This window comes from Vibrio sp. 2092 (assembly GCF_033339635.1).
GTDB lineage: Bacteria > Pseudomonadota > Gammaproteobacteria > Enterobacterales > Vibrionaceae > Vibrio > Vibrio alginolyticus.
Window position 1 is genome coordinate 431,312 of the sequence record NZ_JAWOUY010000003.1, and the last position, 14,993, is coordinate 446,304.

15 protein-coding genes and 1 pseudogene are annotated in these 14,993 nt (G+C 44.6%); 4 read left to right on the forward strand and 12 right to left on the reverse strand.

Translation table 11 applies throughout. The features are described from left to right. Positions 1-458: 458 nt before the first annotated feature. On the forward strand, positions 459-3,161 hold the full coding sequence (adhE, locus tag R7P80_RS08435) for a bifunctional acetaldehyde-CoA/alcohol dehydrogenase (protein ID WP_005380731.1): 2,703 nt from the start codon (positions 459-461) through the stop codon (positions 3,159-3,161). 143 nt (positions 3,162-3,304) lie between these two features. Here the strand turns inward: adhE and R7P80_RS08440 are convergent, their stop codons facing one another. The 3 genes from R7P80_RS08440 to sodB form a co-directional block, all read right to left on the reverse strand. Continuing rightward, positions 3,305-4,048: an SDR family oxidoreductase gene (locus R7P80_RS08440; RefSeq protein WP_005380732.1), complete on the reverse strand. Its 744-nt coding sequence runs from the start codon at positions 4,046-4,048 to the stop codon at positions 3,305-3,307. Positions 4,049-4,182: 134 nt separating this feature from the next. Continuing rightward, positions 4,183-4,686 carry a VC2046/SO_2500 family protein gene (locus R7P80_RS08445; RefSeq protein WP_064368679.1) on the reverse strand — a complete coding sequence of 168 codons (504 nt, stop codon included), beginning with the start codon at positions 4,684-4,686 and terminating at the stop codon, positions 4,183-4,185. Between the two features lie 154 nt (positions 4,687-4,840). Further along, on the reverse strand, positions 4,841-5,425 hold the full coding sequence (gene sodB / locus R7P80_RS08450) for a superoxide dismutase [Fe] (protein ID WP_005396533.1): 585 nt from the start codon (positions 5,423-5,425) through the stop codon (positions 4,841-4,843). 285 nt (positions 5,426-5,710) lie between these two features. On the opposite strand from sodB, the gene R7P80_RS08455 reads away from it, so the two are divergent. Together R7P80_RS08455 and R7P80_RS08460 are read left to right on the forward strand one after the other, a co-directional pair. Beyond that, positions 5,711-6,046, forward strand: a complete 336-nt coding sequence (locus R7P80_RS08455) for a Grx4 family monothiol glutaredoxin (protein WP_017635833.1) — start codon at positions 5,711-5,713, stop codon at positions 6,044-6,046. Positions 6,047-6,120: 74 nt separating this feature from the next. Further along, positions 6,121-6,750, forward strand: a complete 630-nt coding sequence (locus R7P80_RS08460) for a DsbA family protein (protein ID WP_047103466.1) — start codon at positions 6,121-6,123, stop codon at positions 6,748-6,750. 78 nt (positions 6,751-6,828) lie between these two features. Here the strand turns inward: R7P80_RS08460 and R7P80_RS08465 are convergent, their stop codons facing one another. Further along, complete coding sequence (locus tag R7P80_RS08465; protein WP_017821192.1) at positions 6,829-8,154, reverse strand: Na+/H+ antiporter family protein; 1,326 nt, start codon at positions 8,152-8,154, stop codon at positions 6,829-6,831. Positions 8,155-8,182: 28 nt separating this feature from the next. Next, on the reverse strand, positions 8,183-8,827 hold the full coding sequence (gene rnt / locus R7P80_RS08470) for a ribonuclease T (protein ID WP_005384888.1): 645 nt from the start codon (positions 8,825-8,827) through the stop codon (positions 8,183-8,185). Between the two features lie 341 nt (positions 8,828-9,168). Here rnt and motY point away from each other — a divergent pair, with 341 nt between their 5' ends. Next, complete coding sequence (gene motY, locus R7P80_RS08475; RefSeq protein ID WP_005384887.1) at positions 9,169-10,050, forward strand: flagellar protein MotY; 882 nt, start codon at positions 9,169-9,171, stop codon at positions 10,048-10,050. A gap of 120 nt (positions 10,051-10,170) precedes the next feature. Here the strand turns inward: motY and R7P80_RS08480 are convergent, their stop codons facing one another. The 7 genes and pseudogenes from R7P80_RS08480 to R7P80_RS08510 form a co-directional block, all read right to left on the reverse strand. Next, positions 10,171-10,605: a DUF2753 domain-containing protein gene (locus R7P80_RS08480; protein ID WP_005384886.1), complete on the reverse strand. Its 435-nt coding sequence runs from the start codon at positions 10,603-10,605 to the stop codon at positions 10,171-10,173. A gap of 150 nt (positions 10,606-10,755) precedes the next feature. Continuing rightward, positions 10,756-11,172: a lactoylglutathione lyase gene (gene gloA, locus R7P80_RS08485; protein WP_017635317.1), complete on the reverse strand. Its 417-nt coding sequence runs from the start codon at positions 11,170-11,172 to the stop codon at positions 10,756-10,758. A 32-nt stretch (positions 11,173-11,204) separates the two neighbouring features. Continuing rightward, positions 11,205-11,846, reverse strand: coding sequence for an endonuclease III (gene nth / locus R7P80_RS08490; RefSeq protein WP_005380743.1), 642 nt, complete (start codon positions 11,844-11,846; stop codon positions 11,205-11,207). Between the two features lie 64 nt (positions 11,847-11,910). Further along, positions 11,911-12,603 (reverse strand): electron transport complex subunit E, encoded by a 693-nt coding sequence (locus tag R7P80_RS08495; RefSeq protein WP_005380745.1) that lies wholly within the window; start codon positions 12,601-12,603, stop codon positions 11,911-11,913. Continuing rightward, positions 12,603-13,235 carry an electron transport complex subunit RsxG gene (gene rsxG / locus R7P80_RS08500; RefSeq protein WP_005380747.1) on the reverse strand — a complete coding sequence of 211 codons (633 nt, stop codon included), beginning with the start codon at positions 13,233-13,235 and terminating at the stop codon, positions 12,603-12,605. The genes R7P80_RS08495 and rsxG overlap by 1 nt, the downstream gene beginning before the upstream one ends. A 7-nt stretch (positions 13,236-13,242) precedes the next feature. Then, entirely contained in the window at positions 13,243-14,289 is a 1,047-nt protein-coding gene (rsxD, locus tag R7P80_RS08505) for an electron transport complex subunit RsxD (protein WP_005390256.1), read from the reverse strand. Continuing rightward, positions 14,289-14,993, reverse strand: a pseudogene (locus R7P80_RS08510) (electron transport complex subunit RsxC); the annotation flags it as partial. The gene rsxD and the pseudogene R7P80_RS08510, both read right to left, overlap by 1 nt.

A 14,993-nucleotide genomic window follows, 5' to 3' on the forward strand; every position in this document is an offset into this window, starting at 1 on the left:
TTGCACTGTTTTACATAAACGTTAACATTCGCACATTTTTGATAAAAACCAAGGTGGTTTGTAGAGAGATGTATTCGGTTCGATATACTCTCAGTAGCACAAAGAATTGGGCCTACATGTAATTTTGTTGGTCAAAAATGAAACTTTTTTACAGGTTGTTGTAGTTTCTTTTATTTATTTGTCCATTTGCTTCTTTTTTACTCAATAAAAAATGAAAGTTAATTTATTTGTTTATCAGTGATTTATGTCATTTTGGTGTGATGAGGCACCACTTTGGTAGTATTTAGGTGGTGAGAACTGATCCAAGTCAATTTTTTTCACACTCTGAAATATTATACTCAGTCCTGAAAGCAATTTACTAAGACGTTTGTTTTCTAAGTGACTGATAAACAGTAAAAACGATAAGTAATAGCCTTAGTAAAAAGTTTTTAATATTTGTTAATTTTAGGAGATTCCCTATGCCTGTAACTAATATGGCTGAACTAGATGCAATGGTTGCTCGCGTTAAGAAAGCGCAAGAAGAGTTCGCTACTTACTCTCAAGAGCAAGTAGATAAAATCTTTCGTGCAGCATCGCTTGCAGCTAACCAGGCCCGTATCCCGCTAGCTCAACAAGCGGTAGAAGAATCTGGTATGGGTATTGTTGAAGATAAAGTAATCAAGAACCACTTTGCTTCTGAGTTTATCTACAACAAATACAAAGACGAACAAACGTGTGGCATCTTAGAAGAGGATGACAACCTAGGTACTATGACTATCGCTGAGCCTGTAGGCATCATCTGCGGTATCGTACCAACGACTAACCCAACATCTACAGCGATCTTCAAATCTCTAATCTCTTTGAAGACTCGTAACGGTATCATCTTCTCACCACATCCACGTGCGAAAAACTCAACTAACGATGCAGCTAAACTCGTTCTAGATGCAGCAGTAGCAGCAGGCGCACCAAAAGACATCATCGGTTGGATTGACCAGCCTTCTGTTGAGCTTTCAAACGCTCTAATGAAACACGATGACATCGCGCTTATCCTTGCAACTGGTGGTCCAGGCATGGTTAAAGCCGCTTACTCTTCTGGTAAGCCAGCAATCGGTGTAGGTGCAGGTAACGTTCCTGTTGTTATCGATGAAACAGCAGACATCAAACGTGCTGTTGCTTCTATCCTTATGTCTAAGACTTTCGACAACGGTGTAGTATGTGCTTCTGAGCAAGCTGCAATCGTAGTAGACGAAGTATACGACGAAGTGAAAGAGCGCTTTGCTTCTCACAAAGCGTATGTCCTAAGCAAAGCAGAAGCTGATAAAGTTCGTAAAGTGCTTCTTATCGATGGTGCGCTAAACGCGAAAATCGTAGGTCAGCCAGCAGCAGCAATCGCTGAAATGGCAGGCGTTAAAGTTCCAGCAGACACTAAAGTTCTTGTTGGTGAAGGTCTGGGCAAAGTATCTCACGATGACGCATTCGCTCACGAGAAACTATCTCCAACTCTAGGTCTATTCCGTGCTGACAACTTCGAAGACGCGGTTGCTCAAGCGGTAACTATGGTTGAGATTGGTGGTATCGGCCACACATCTGGTCTTTACACTAACCAAGATACTAACGCTGACCGTATCCGTTACTTCGGTGACAAGATGAAGACAGCTCGTATCCTAATCAACATCCCGACTACTCACGGCGGTATCGGTGACTTGTACAACTTCAACGTTGCGCCATCTCTAACGCTAGGTTGTGGTTCTTGGGGTGGTAACTCTATCTCTGAGAACGTAGGTCCTAAACACCTAATCAACAAGAAAACTGTAGCGAAGCGAGCTGAAAACATGTTGTGGCATAAACTACCTAAGTCAATCTACTTCCGTCGTGGTAGCCTTCCAATCGCACTGGGCGACCTAGAAGGTAAGAAACGTGCATTCCTAGTAACTGACCGTTTCCTATTCAACAACGGTTATGCAGATGACGTAGTAAGCCTACTAAAAGCTCAAGGCATGGAAGTTCAAACATTCTTCGATGTTGAAGCTGACCCAACACTGTCTGTAGTAGAAAAAGGTGCGGCTCAAATGGCTAGCTACCAACCTGACGTTATCCTAGCGCTAGGCGGTGGTTCACCAATGGATGCAGCGAAAATCATGTGGGTAATGTACGAACACCCAGAAACTCACTTTGAAGAACTAGCAATGCGCTTTATGGACATCCGTAAACGTATCTACAAGTTCCCTAAAATGGGTAAAAAAGCTGAGCTTGTATGTATCACTACAACTTCAGGTACTGGCTCAGAAGTTACTCCATTCGCGGTTGTTACTGACGACAAGACTGGTGCTAAATACCCACTAGCTGACTACGAAATCACGCCAAACATGGCAATCGTTGATGCGAACCTAGTAATGAACATGCCTAAGTCTCTAACAGCATTTGGTGGTTATGATGCAGTAACTCACGCTCTAGAAGCTTACGTTTCTGTTCTTGCTAACGAATACTCAGATGGCCAAGCTCTTCAAGCACTTAAGATGCTAAAAGAGTACCTACCATCAAGCTATGCGAACGGTGCAAATGACCCAATCGCTCGTGAGAAAGTACACAACGCAGCTACTATCGCTGGTGTTGCATTTGCGAACGCATTCCTAGGTGTTTGTCACTCAATGGCTCACAAACTGGGTGCTGAGTTCCACTTGCCACACGGCCTAGCTAACGCACTACTTATCTCTAACGTGGTACGTTACAACGCGAACGACAATCCAACTAAACAAACTGCGTTCTCTCAATACGACCGTCCACAAGCACGTCGTCGTTACGCTGAAGTTGCTGACCACCTAGGCCTAAGCCAAGAAGGAGACCGTACTGCTCAGAAGATTGAACGTCTACTAGCATGGTTGGATGAACTAAAAGTTAACCTAGACATCCCAATGTCTATCCAAGCGGCAGGTGTTGCTGAATCAGATTTCGTAGCGAAACTGGATGAGCTAGCGGTAGAAGCGTTCGATGACCAATGTACTGGTGCGAACCCACGTTACCCTCTAATCAGCGAACTTAAAGATGTGTTGATGGCTTCTTACTACGGTAAAGCATTTGTTGAAGGCGAAACTTTCGAAGGTACAACTGTTATCAAGAAGAAAGCAGACCAAGAAGCAGCAAAAGCAGCACCTAAAGCAAAGAAAGAAAAAGCTGACGCGTAATTAAAAAATCGAGTGAGCAAGGTTTTCGCTAGCACGGAACCTTAATCGGGAAAAGGTTAAAGCCCCAGTCAAATGACTGGGGCTTTTTTTATTTTGGTGCAGGAGTTACATCTGGCTTGGGAAAACAGAGTTGCTGTGTATGCTTACACTTCGGTCGCAACTACTCGGCCACTGAAGTATTCATTCGCGACGATGTATGCTGTGTTGCGGACTAGTTCGTCTTGGATCTCAGCCCAGTGCCTCTCGTTGAGCTCTTCTTTTGTATGATTTACCGAGGGAATAACGCCGCCCACTCGAATGTTGAATGGTGTGAGTTCTTTTGCCCAGCTGTGAGTAAAACCTGACACCAACGCCGCCATGCTTTCAACTCCCGTAAAGTCTTCATGGTTGTCATGAGAAATGACGTTAACAATGACGCCTTTCTTGTTTCTGGCTCGAAAGCGCTCTGCTCCTACTTGGCCGTAGGTATAAAGGAAGCGTGCCGCAGACGACAAGTGATCAATGTAAGTACTCATTGGTTCTGGCGCCATTAAACCAGGCATAGGAGAGCTGGTCCAGCAATTAACAATCACATCTGGTGTCGCACGTAGCTGTGATTCTATCTGGTCAAACAATAAGTTAATGGACGTTGTGTTATCACTACACACATTCATCGCATACACTTTGTCAGTGAAAGCGCTGATTTGCTCATAGCTCGCTCTCAAAGCGCTAGAATTTTGGTCACAAAGAATCAACGTTGCTCCAAGGTGAGCAAAGTGATTTGCGCAGGTTCTTCCTATAACCGAGCCTGCAGACGTGACGAGAATAATTGATTCTTTGATATCCATAGCACCTTCACTGTATCCATATGTGAAAAACAATACACCAGTGGTTTGTGCTAATAGCATGGTTGAAATTCGTTGGGTTCAGTGTGAAAGGCTTCAAACTAACGCTTTCGAGTGAGGACTATTGTGCGGTAATTTGTAAGATGTCACATTTCTGACGTGTAGGTATTGCAAGCTATTGGATAAAAAGCGGATCTCTATGCTTTAGCTTGAATTTGATGCTGACGTTGAGCCGTCACTAGCTGATTATATAGCCCAGCATCTGGGATGAGTTGTTTGTTGCGTTCGCCCAATCTGCGTCGCTCATGACCAGATAAGTTGTGATAAACCTCCTCTGGTAGGTTGAATGTGTCTTCAGGCAGGTAAGTCAGCGCATCTGGTTTTAGGTAATGGCTCAGCTTTGCGGAAGGCAATCCTGCATCGTGAAACTGTTTCGCTTGTTCAGCTGCGAGTTCATAGCTGCTGCTATCAGAACGAAGAGCTTGAGGTTGCGATAAACCCAATTGTTGGCGAAGAATGCTGTCACTGGTGATGACTTCCTGGACCTCTTCAACTGGGACCACATCGCGAACATCATTAGAGAACATAGACAGAATCAGCGAGAAATCCGCACGACGACCGTCGTGTACGGCATGGTTAATACCATTACCGAACTGAAGTTCGTTGATAATTGCAGCTTTGTCTAACGTATTAATTTGCATGATGTTCCTCGCTCGATGCTCTTTTAACGGCGTGGATAAGAAGAACTTTAGTAAAAGAGGGAATTATTTAAAGGTGCTAGGGAAGGCGAAACAAAAAAGCCCGCTAAATAGCGAGCTTTTGAATAAGACTAAATTGAACTTAGGGGGAAGTATATTACTTCGCTAGGTTCTCAGCTACGAAGTCCCAGTTTACTAGAGCCCAGAAGCCGTTCATGTAATCAGGACGTACGTTGCGGTAATCGATGTAGTACGCGTGTTCCCATAGGTCAACAGTTAGAAGTGGTGTTGTACCTTCTTCTGTTAGAGGAGTAGCAGCGTTAGAAGTGTTAACGATCTCTAGAGAGCCATCAGCTTTCTTAACAAGCCAAGTCCATGAAGAACCGAAGTTGTTGATTGCTGAATCAGTAAACTTCGCTTTGAATTCTTCAAAAGAACCGAATGCTGCGTTGATTGCGTCTGCAACTGCGCCAGTTGGCTCGCCGCCCGCATTTGGAGCAAGACAGTGCCAGTAGAACGTGTGGTTCCAGATTTGCGCTGCGTTGTTGAATACGCCACCAGTAGAAGTCTTGATGATCTCTTCTAGAGTTTTGCCTTCGAACTCAGTACCAGGGATAAGACCGTTAAGCTTAACAACGTAAGTGTTGTGGTGCTTACCGTGGTGGTAGTCTAGAGTCTCTGCTGAGATGTGTGGTTCTAGTGCGTCTTTCGCGTAAGGAAGAGCTGGTAGTTCAAATGCCATTACTCGATTCTCCATTGATTTGAAAGGATGACCTTTCGATTGCTTCCAGTGTTTTTTTATAGCTATGTCGCCTTTAAGGCTGACTTGCTAAGTATTTTAGCAAGTTTTTACTTTATTAAAACCCCGATATGAAAATATTTTAAGAGGTTAGCAGTGGTGAAGTGCTGCATTGCTCGCCAATGAGCAACCTAAAATTAAGCCTTATTAATTATATGGTTTTTATTCTGTCGTTATTGAGTAGAATGTGGCAAATAAATAAAGTTCAAACCCATGAATGAGGAAGCGATGGAAACTATCGACAAAATCAAACAGCAGATCTCTGAAAACTCAATCCTGCTGTACATGAAAGGATCACCGAAACTACCTAGCTGTGGTTTCTCTTCTCAAGCGTCACAGGCACTAATGGCATGTGGTGAGAAGTTCGCTTACGTAGACATTCTGCAAAACCCAGATATCCGTGCTGAGTTACCAAAGTACGCGCAATGGCCAACTTTCCCTCAACTATGGGTTGAAGGTGAGCTTATCGGCGGTTGTGACATTATTCTAGAAATGTTCCAAAAAGGTGAACTGCAGCCTCTAATCAAAGAAGCAGCAGCGCGCGCTGAAGATCAAGCTGAGTAATTCGTAAATACTCACATTTAGCGATAGAATACGAAGGAGCCGTACTGGCTCCTTTTTCTTTTTAGGTTAGTGGAATGAACATAAAGCTTTACTACGTGCATGACCCAATGTGCAGTTGGTGTTGGGGTTACAAACCAACGCTGGATAAACTAAAACAGCAACTGCCAGGTGTGATTCAGTTTGAGTATGTGGTTGGTGGTCTTGCGCCAGATACTAATTTACCGATGCCGCCCGAGATGCAACAAAAACTCGAAGGTATTTGGAAGCAGATTGAGCGCCAGTTAGGCACTAAGTTTAACTACGATTTCTGGAAGCTTTGTACGCCAGTAAGAAGCACTTACCAATCTTGTCGTGCGGTTATTGCAGCGGGCTTTCAAGATTCTTATGAGCAGATGCTAGAAGCGATTCAGCATGCGTATTACTTACGTGCGATGCCTCCTCATGAAGAAGCCACTCACTTGCAACTAGCGAGAGAAATTGGCTTGAATGTTCAGCAATTCAAGAATGACATGGATGGCTCTTTCTTAGAAGGTGTGTTCGAAGATCAATTGAGCCTTGCAAAGAGCCTAGGTGTGAGCTCTTACCCTAGCTTGGTTCTTAAAATTAACGACGCTTATTTTCCGATTGCCATCGATTACCTGTCGACAGAACCAACCTTGAAGCTGATGCGTGAGCGTATTATTGACAATATGCCAGCGCAATAACCACAGTTATGAATAACAAAAAGCCGCTCATTGAGCGGCTTTTTCGTAACTAAATGTATATCCATCCAAACAATAGTATTAAAGCACCATTGCTGCAATCCAACCAAAGATGATTAGAGGGATATTGTAATGGATAAAGGTTGGAACGACTGTTTCCCAAATGTGCTCATGTTGACCGTCGGCATTTAGACCAGATGTAGGGCCTAATGTAGAGTCAGAAGCTGGAGAGCCTGCATCACCTAACGCAGCCGCAGTACCTACCAGTGCAATCGTTGCCATCGGCGAGAAGCCGAATGCTAGCGCAAGAGGCACATAGATAGTTGCAAGGATTGGAATCGTAGAGAACGATGAACCAATGCCCATTGTTACCAACAGACCAACGATCAGCATCAGTAGTGCAGCTAAAGGCTTATTGTCACCGATGCTGGTTGATAGCGATTGTACTAGTGTTTCAACACCGCCAGTTTGCTTCATTACTGCTGCAAAACCTGCCGCTGCAATCATGATGAAGCCAATCATTGCCATCATGTGTACACCTTTAGTGAACACGTCGTGCGTCTCTTTCCATGCAATAACGCCGCCGAAAGTAAACACCATAAAGCCAGCTAGAGCACCGATAATCATTGAACCCGTGTAAAGCTGAACACCCAATGCAGCGACAATACCAAGTGCCGCAACTAAGATGTGCTTTTTATTGATGACATGATCGGTTTCGTCAACGACAGTCAACTCAGTTTCTTTGTAGACACGCGGTTTACGATAGCTAACAAAGATAGCCAGTAATAGACCAAACAGCATGCCTGCACCTGGCAGTAACATGGCGGTTGGGACTTGGCTTGCAACCACGTTTTCCAAACCGTTGTCATGTAGGTTCTTTAATAGAATGTTGTTTAAGAAAATACCGCCGAAACCAACAGGTAAGATCATGTAAGGTGTGATCAAACCGAAGGTAAGAACACACGCGACCAAACGTCGGTCGAGCTTAAGTTTCGCGAATACGCCCAAAAGAGGTGGAATCAAAATTGGAATAAAGGCGATATGGACCGGAATTACGTTCTGAGATGACATCGTGACAAGCACTAACGCCACCAACACGGCGTACTTTAAGCCAGTAGTGGAAGCGGAGTTTTCTTTACCATTTAAGCGCTTGATAACACTTTTGGCCAGTAGATCCGTGATGCCTGATTTCGAGATGGCAACAGCGAAAGTACCTAACATGGCGTAGCTTAGCGCGATAGTTGCACCGCCACCTAGACCACTTTCAAATGCGGCAACCGTATCCCCAAGGCTCATGCCTGCGACTAGGCCGCCTACGATGGCACTAAACGTGAGGGCAACCACCACGTTTACGCGCATCAATGCTAACACGAGCATGACGCACACTGATATAACGACAGGATTCATACTTTTCCTAATATGTTGTGTTTACTTATTATTCTTCGTCGACAAGCGGCCAACCGCCGAGGGCCTTCCATTTGTTGACAATACCGCAGAATAATTCTGCTGTTTTTTGTGTATCGTAAAGCGCAGAGTGTGCTTCACGGTTATCAAATTCCATCCCGGCTGTTTTGCATGCTTTAGCGAGAACTGTTTGGCCATAAGCAAGGCCACTTAATGTAGCCGTATCAAAAGTAGCAAAGGGATGAAAAGGGACTCTTTTTAGTTTACAGCGTTCATTTGCTGCATTTACAAAACCCAAGTCGAATGCTGCGTTATGAGCAACCATAATTGCACGTGAGCAATCTGCGGCTTTTTGTTCTTTGCGAATAAGCTTATAAATTTCCTTTAGCGCCTCTTGCTCAGAAACAGCACCACGAAGAGGGCTGAAAGGGTCACGAATACCATTGAATTCAAGCGCTTCTTTTTCTAAGTTAGCGCCTTCAAATGGCTCCACATGAAAATGAATGGTGGAGGCCGGATGCAACACGCCATGTTCGTCCATTTTCAACGTAACGGCACAGATTTCTAAAAGTGCATCAGTTTGAGCATTGAAACCAGCGGTCTCAACGTCTACTACCACAGGGAAATAACCACGAAAGCGTTTTTTCAAGGTTAGAGCTTCATTTTCTAGTGTCATGTTGGCTTATTTTTGTGTGACGAAGGCTGCATTATTGCAGATTATACCGATGAGAAAAACCGCAATTTAAGAGAAAACCGGAATTCTATTTTGCATCCAATCAATAAGTTTGTATTGCATATTATGTAGACGTTTATTCGCCATACTTTGCATCATGTAAACCGATAAAACATGAGGAAGTAAAACGCTAAGTGGCGGTTAAGGTGATTGGAACACGGTGGCTCACATTAATGGCAGTGTGACAGATATTCCGATATTGGCGAGATTTTTGCATGCCCGTTGAAGTGTTTTTATTGATGCAATTTGACGGCAACAGACTGCCGTTTAAGAGACAGTATTAGATGAAGAAATGGCTGATTACCAGTGGTGTTGTATTTTCGTTGTTTAGCACAAGCAGCTTCGCTTTGATGGGCAAACGTTATGCTGCAACTCCACAGCAATCTCAATGGGAAATGGTGGTCAATACACCATTAGAATGTCAGCTTGTACACCCCATTCCAAGCTTTGGAGATGCGGTATTTTCATCTCGTGCAAATAAAAAAATCAATTTAGACTTTGAGTTAAAAATGCGTCGCCCGATGGGAGAAACACGTAACGTCAGTCTCATTTCTATGCCGCCACCTTGGCGACCAGGTGAACACGCCGATCGAATTACAAACCTAAAGTTTTTTAAACAGTTTGATGGTTATGTCGGAGGGCAAACAGCATGGGGCATTTTGTCTGAGCTGGAAAAAGGCCGTTATCCGACTTTTAGTTACCAAGATTGGCAGAGCCGAGATCAGAGAATTGAAGTCGCATTGTCATCAGTACTGTTTCAAAACAAGTACAACGCGTTTAGCGACTGTATTTCCAACTTATTGAAATACAGTTTCGAGGACATTGCTTTTACGATTTTGCACTACGAAAGACAAGGTGATCAGTTAACCAAGGCTTCTAAAAAGCGTTTATCACAAATTGCAGATTATATCCGACATAATCAAGATATCGATCTCGTGCTGGTGGCGACGTACACAGATTCAACCGATGGTAAAAGTGCGAGTCAAAGTTTATCAGAGCGACGTGCAGAGTCACTTCGTGATTACTTTCAGTCTCTAGGGCTACCGGAAGATCGAATTCAAGTGCAAGGGTACGGCAAGCGTCGTCCTATTGCAGATAACGGTTCGCCAATAGGAAAAGACAAAAACCGCCGAGTCGTGATATCTCTAGGGCGAACCCAAGTGTGATGCATATAAAAACGCCGAAGCTGAAAGCTTCGGCGTTTTTGATTTACTGACGTTGTTAATAATATTTTAGTGGTATTTTGCCAAGCACGTTTCGGTGATTCCTGCTGTATAATTTGAATGTTAGTTTAAGCGGAATTTGGCAATGACTTCGCAATTGGTGGCGGTATCGATTTTTTCAACCTGTTTGGCAATAGCCGGATTAGGGTGACGCTTCATAAAGTCTATCAACGCCTTAGTACAGCATCCTATCGAGTCGATAAAGCTTGCACACTCTTTATTTGGGCATTGTGGGATAAGTGTTAAGACCTTCTCAGAGGCCAGTTGAAGGTATTTGAGTTCATAGTCAGTATCTCCAGCCCAACGCCAGAACTGAGCTAAGTTATGACAAGAAATCACAGAAATTAATAATCGCTCGTCCGCCTCAATTTCCACACATTCGCTGATATCTTCACTCAGGCTTAGGGCTTGCTGGTAATGAAGAATGCTGCGAACAGGGTCATCTAGTTGAAGTGCCGTATCGGCTAGAAGTGTGTGTTTTTCCCATTCACTGATCATTATCGTAATCCCGCATATCGAAGTTGCGGATAAATCTAAACGATAACTATTATCAAGTAAAGAGTTTTGTTTATAAAAGGACAGGCAGATCGCAGACCTGCCTGTAATCGGAGTTCAACTTGCAGTACAAGTGATTATTAGAAGTGCCGCTTAGCCTTCAAGACCTGATGAAGCTTGCTTGTTTTGAATAAGCTCAATCATATAACCATCTGGGTCTTTTACGAATGCAATGTGCGTGCTTCCGCCTTTTACTGGACCTGGCTCACGCGTCACATTACCGCCCGCCGCTTTGATAGCGTCGCAAGTTGTGTAGATATCATCAACACCAATGGCGATATGACCAAAAGCAGTACCTAGGTCATACTCAGTTTTACCCCAGTTGTAAGTCAGTTCGATCACTGCACCTTGGGATTCGTCACCATAACCAAGAAACGCTAGCGTGTATTCGTACTCTTTATTTTCGTTAGTACGAAGCAGCTGCATGCCCATAACTTCAGTGTAAAACTTGATGGATTTGTCTAGATCACCTACGCGAAGCATAGTGTGGAGAATTCGACCGTTTGACATTTTTTGCTCCTAGCTTTGATTTACAAATAGCGTTAGCTATCTGGGTATACTTTCTCTTTATATTCGCACAAATCTTCGATAATGCAGCTACCGCAGCGAGGCTTTCTTGCTACGCACGTATAACGACCATGAAGAATGAGCCAGTGGTGCACATCGAGTTTGAACTCTTTTGGCACAACTTTTAATAGCTTCTGCTCGACATCATCAACCGTTTTTCCCATCGCAAATTTAGTGCGATTCGACACGCGATAAATGTGCGTATCGACGGCAATAGTTGGCCAACCAAAAGCGGTGTTGAGCACGACGTTTGCGGTCTTGCGACCTACGCCTGGCAGCGCTTCTAACGCGGCACGATCTTCAGGAACTTCACCATTGTGTTTTTCCAACAAGATCTTACAAGTCTTGATTGTGTTTTCTGCCTTTGAGTTAAACAAACCGATGGTCTTTATGTATTCTTTTAAGCCATCGACTCCCAAATCAAGAATGCTTTGAGGTGTATTCGCTACAGGGAAAAGCTTGTCGGTGGCTTTATTGACGCTTACATCGGTTGCTTGAGCTGATAGTAATACAGCGATTAGCAGCTCAAAAGGGGAGCTCCAGTTAAGCTCAGTTTGAGGATTCGGATTGTTTTCTCGTAATCGCTCAAGAATTTCGATTCTTTTTATTTTGTTCATTGCTGACTTCCAATACCGTCTCTGCGGTTTATGAAAAAGGCTCCTATGACAGAGCCTTATCTTGTTATGCGTTAGTGACGCGAGCACGTTCTATGGTTGGTTTTTCTTCTTTTGGTTGACGTGCCTGAATTGAATTATCTATGACATTTTTGAGCGCTATCAACAGCCCAACACCGATAAATGCACCAGGTGGGAGAAGCGCTAACAGGAAGCTATTGTCAAATTGGAAAACTTGAATCCGTAGAGCTGAAGCCCAGTCTCCTAGGAGAAGGTCTGCTCCGTCGAATAGTGTGCCATTACCAATTAATTCGCGCATGGCACCTAAAACAACCAAGACGCTCGTCATACCAAGGCCCATCCACAAACCATCTAGCGCAGCGGGTGCAACATCATTTTTTGACGCGTAAGCTTCTGCTCGGCCAATAATAATGCAGTTCGTTACAATCAGAGGAATAAAGATACCTAGAGACAGGTACAAACCGTACGCATAGGCATTCATTAACAACTGAACGCAGGTAACGAGTGAGGCAATGATCATAACGAATACAGGTATACGGATCTCTTTTGGCACATAGTTACGGATAAGAGAAACTGTTACGTTGGATCCAACTAGCACGAGTAAGGTTGCAATACCAAGACCTAATGCATTGGTTATCGTGGAAGAAACCGCTAGCAGTGGACATAAGCCCAGCAGTTGTACGAGAGCGGGGTTATTACTCCACATACCGTTTTTCATCAGTAATTTATTCTCATTCATTACTGCTCTCCTTCACAGCCTAACGGCTGGCTAAGAATGTCTTCACGAGATTGGTTTACGTAGTTAACGGTATTTCGCACCACTTTTACGACGGCTCTTGGCGTGATCGTTGCACCAGTAAATTGATCGAAATCGCCGCCATCTTTACGAACTTTCCACGAATTCCAATTGTTTTCCGTGACTTGTTTTCCTGTAAAGCTCAGGATCCAGTCTGTGACACGAAGATCGATTTTATCGCCCAGACCAGGGGTTTCTTGGTGGTTTAGGACGCGTGTCCCCAAAATATTGCCCTGATTATCAATCCCAGTAATTACTTTTATCTCACCATTGTAGCCATCTGGCGCGATAGATTCTATTGCGATTGCTGTTGGTTCACCATTCTTCGTGGCGAGGTAGGCTGGCATCGCACGTAATGTCCCCAGATCTGGAGACGTGACCATTGTACAAGCTTGCGTGAGTGCGTTGTCATGCATATTTTCTGGAATGACTTGATTCAAAACAGAAAGTAATTGTTTTTGCTCTTGTACCTTGATTTGGTCTTTTGTTAGGTACTGAGTAAGGGCGACTAATCCGGTTGTTGCACAGGCAAATATCGCGAGTGTCAGACCATTTTTTCTAATAGCGGTTAACATGTTTACCTCAGTGACCGTAAGTTCTAGGTTTGGTGTAGTAATCGATCAGTGGCACACACATATTTGCAAGCAACACTGCAAATGCAACACCATCTGGGAAACCGCCCCAACTGCGAATGATAAAGACCAAAGCACCAATAAGCGCACCGAAGATTAAACGTCCTTTGACGGTGGTAGACGCCGAAACGGGATCGGTTGCAATAAAGAATGCGCCAAGCATGGTTGCACCAGATAACAAGTGTAAAACTGGCGACGCAGTTTCCCCTGGCGTCAGCAACGTGAACACTAGGCTAAACAGAGTCAGACTCGCAAGGAAACCTGCTGGAATATACCATTGGATGATACGCTTTTTGATCATGACTATGCCGCCAAGAAGGTAAGCAAGGTTTACCCATTGCCAACCAATACCACCTAAGCCATCAAATATTGGCTGCGACATTACTTCGCTTGGAGTGGCACCTGTAAGAATACCAGTCTTAAATGCATCAAGTGGTGTCGCCATTGTCACGCCGTCAACTCCTGAGCGAACTTGCTGAAGTGATAAGCCGTCGTAATCATAGCCCGTAAAAATTAAAGAGAGTGTATCTGCAAAATTTACATGATCAGGTATGAGTGATGTCGGTGCACTCCAACTCGTCATTTGTACTGGGAAAGAGATCAACAAGACCACATAAGCGACCATTGCAGGGTTGAATAAGTTTTGTCCAAGGCCACCATAGAGGTGTTTAGCGATTACTATCGCAAAAATAAGCCCGATCACCATAATCCACCACGGAGACCATGGTGGTATAGCAACGGCTAATAACCAAGCGGTAACTATTGCACTGTTATCACGTAGCGCTCTCATTGGTGAGCGTTTACGACAGATCATGACTAAGGCTTCAAGGGATACAGCGACTGCAATGGCAAAAATCAGCTGAATAAGCGTACCCCAGCCAAAGAAGTAGGTTTGAGCTACTAAACCTGGAAGTGCGCAAAGTGCCACCCATTTCATTAAGTCTGGCGTACTACGACGACTGTGGGTATGCGGTGAACTGGCAATAAAAAACGACACTACTCGTTCTCCTCAGTATTATTTTTATTAGCTTCTTGTTGCGCTTTGCGTGCCTTCGCGCGCGCAATTGCTGCGGCAACCGCGGCTTTCTTCGGATCCACTTCTGGTTCTTCGGAGGTTGCTTCTTCAACAGGCTCTGTTTGCGTTTCTTGCTTCGCTTTGCGCGCTTTGGCTCGAGCGATGGCAGCAGCCACGGCGGCTTTTTTCGGATCGTCGGTTTGCTCGGCAGGTGCTTCAGCTTCTTCCGCTTCAGTTGAGTCTGCTTGTTTCGCTTTACGAGCCTTCGCGCGCGCAATTGCTGCGGCAACCGCGGCTTTCTTCGGATCCACTTCTGGTTCTTCGGAAGTTGCTTCTTCAACAGGCTCTGTTTGCGTTTCTTGCTTCGCTTTACGCGCTTTGGCACGTGCAATGGCAGCTGCCACGGCGGCTTTTTTCGGATCTTCGGTTTGCTCGGCAGGTGCTTCAGCTTCTTCCGCTTCAGCTGAGTCTGCTTGCTTCGCTTTTCGCGCTTTAGCTCGAGCAATTGCAGCGGCAACTGCGGCTTTTTTCGGATCGTCGGTTTGCTCGGCAGGTGCGTCAGCTTCTTCCGCTTCGGTTGAGTCTGCTTGCTTCGCTTTGCGCGCTTTGGCTCGAGCAATTGCAGCGGCAACTGCGGCTTTTTTCGGATCGTCGGTTTGCTCGGCAGGTGCGTCAGCTTCTTCCGC

Excerpts from the sequence above, each read along its gene's own strand:
- adhE (WP_005380731.1), top strand. The coding sequence starts at position 459 with ATGCCTGTAACTAATATGGCTGAACTAGATGCAATGGTTGCTCGCGTT.
- R7P80_RS08440 (WP_005380732.1), bottom strand. The coding sequence starts at position 4,048 with ATGCTATTAGCACAAACCACTGGTGTATTGTTTTTCACATATGGATAC.
- R7P80_RS08445 (WP_064368679.1), bottom strand. The coding sequence starts at position 4,686 with ATGCAAATTAATACGTTAGACAAAGCTGCAATTATCAACGAACTTCAG.
- sodB (WP_005396533.1), bottom strand. The coding sequence starts at position 5,425 with ATGGCATTTGAACTACCAGCTCTTCCTTACGCGAAAGACGCACTAGAA.
- R7P80_RS08455 (WP_017635833.1), top strand. The coding sequence starts at position 5,711 with ATGGAAACTATCGACAAAATCAAACAGCAGATCTCTGAAAACTCAATC.
- R7P80_RS08460 (WP_047103466.1), top strand. The coding sequence starts at position 6,121 with ATGAACATAAAGCTTTACTACGTGCATGACCCAATGTGCAGTTGGTGT.
- R7P80_RS08465 (WP_017821192.1), bottom strand. The coding sequence starts at position 8,154 with ATGAATCCTGTCGTTATATCAGTGTGCGTCATGCTCGTGTTAGCATTG.
- rnt (WP_005384888.1), bottom strand. The coding sequence starts at position 8,827 with ATGACACTAGAAAATGAAGCTCTAACCTTGAAAAAACGCTTTCGTGGT.
- motY (WP_005384887.1), top strand. The coding sequence starts at position 9,169 with ATGAAGAAATGGCTGATTACCAGTGGTGTTGTATTTTCGTTGTTTAGC.
- R7P80_RS08480 (WP_005384886.1), bottom strand. The coding sequence starts at position 10,605 with ATGATCAGTGAATGGGAAAAACACACACTTCTAGCCGATACGGCACTT.
- gloA (WP_017635317.1), bottom strand. The coding sequence starts at position 11,172 with ATGTCAAACGGTCGAATTCTCCACACTATGCTTCGCGTAGGTGATCTA.
- nth (WP_005380743.1), bottom strand. The coding sequence starts at position 11,846 with ATGAACAAAATAAAAAGAATCGAAATTCTTGAGCGATTACGAGAAAAC.
- R7P80_RS08495 (WP_005380745.1), bottom strand. The coding sequence starts at position 12,603 with ATGAATGAGAATAAATTACTGATGAAAAACGGTATGTGGAGTAATAAC.
- rsxG (WP_005380747.1), bottom strand. The coding sequence starts at position 13,235 with ATGTTAACCGCTATTAGAAAAAATGGTCTGACACTCGCGATATTTGCC.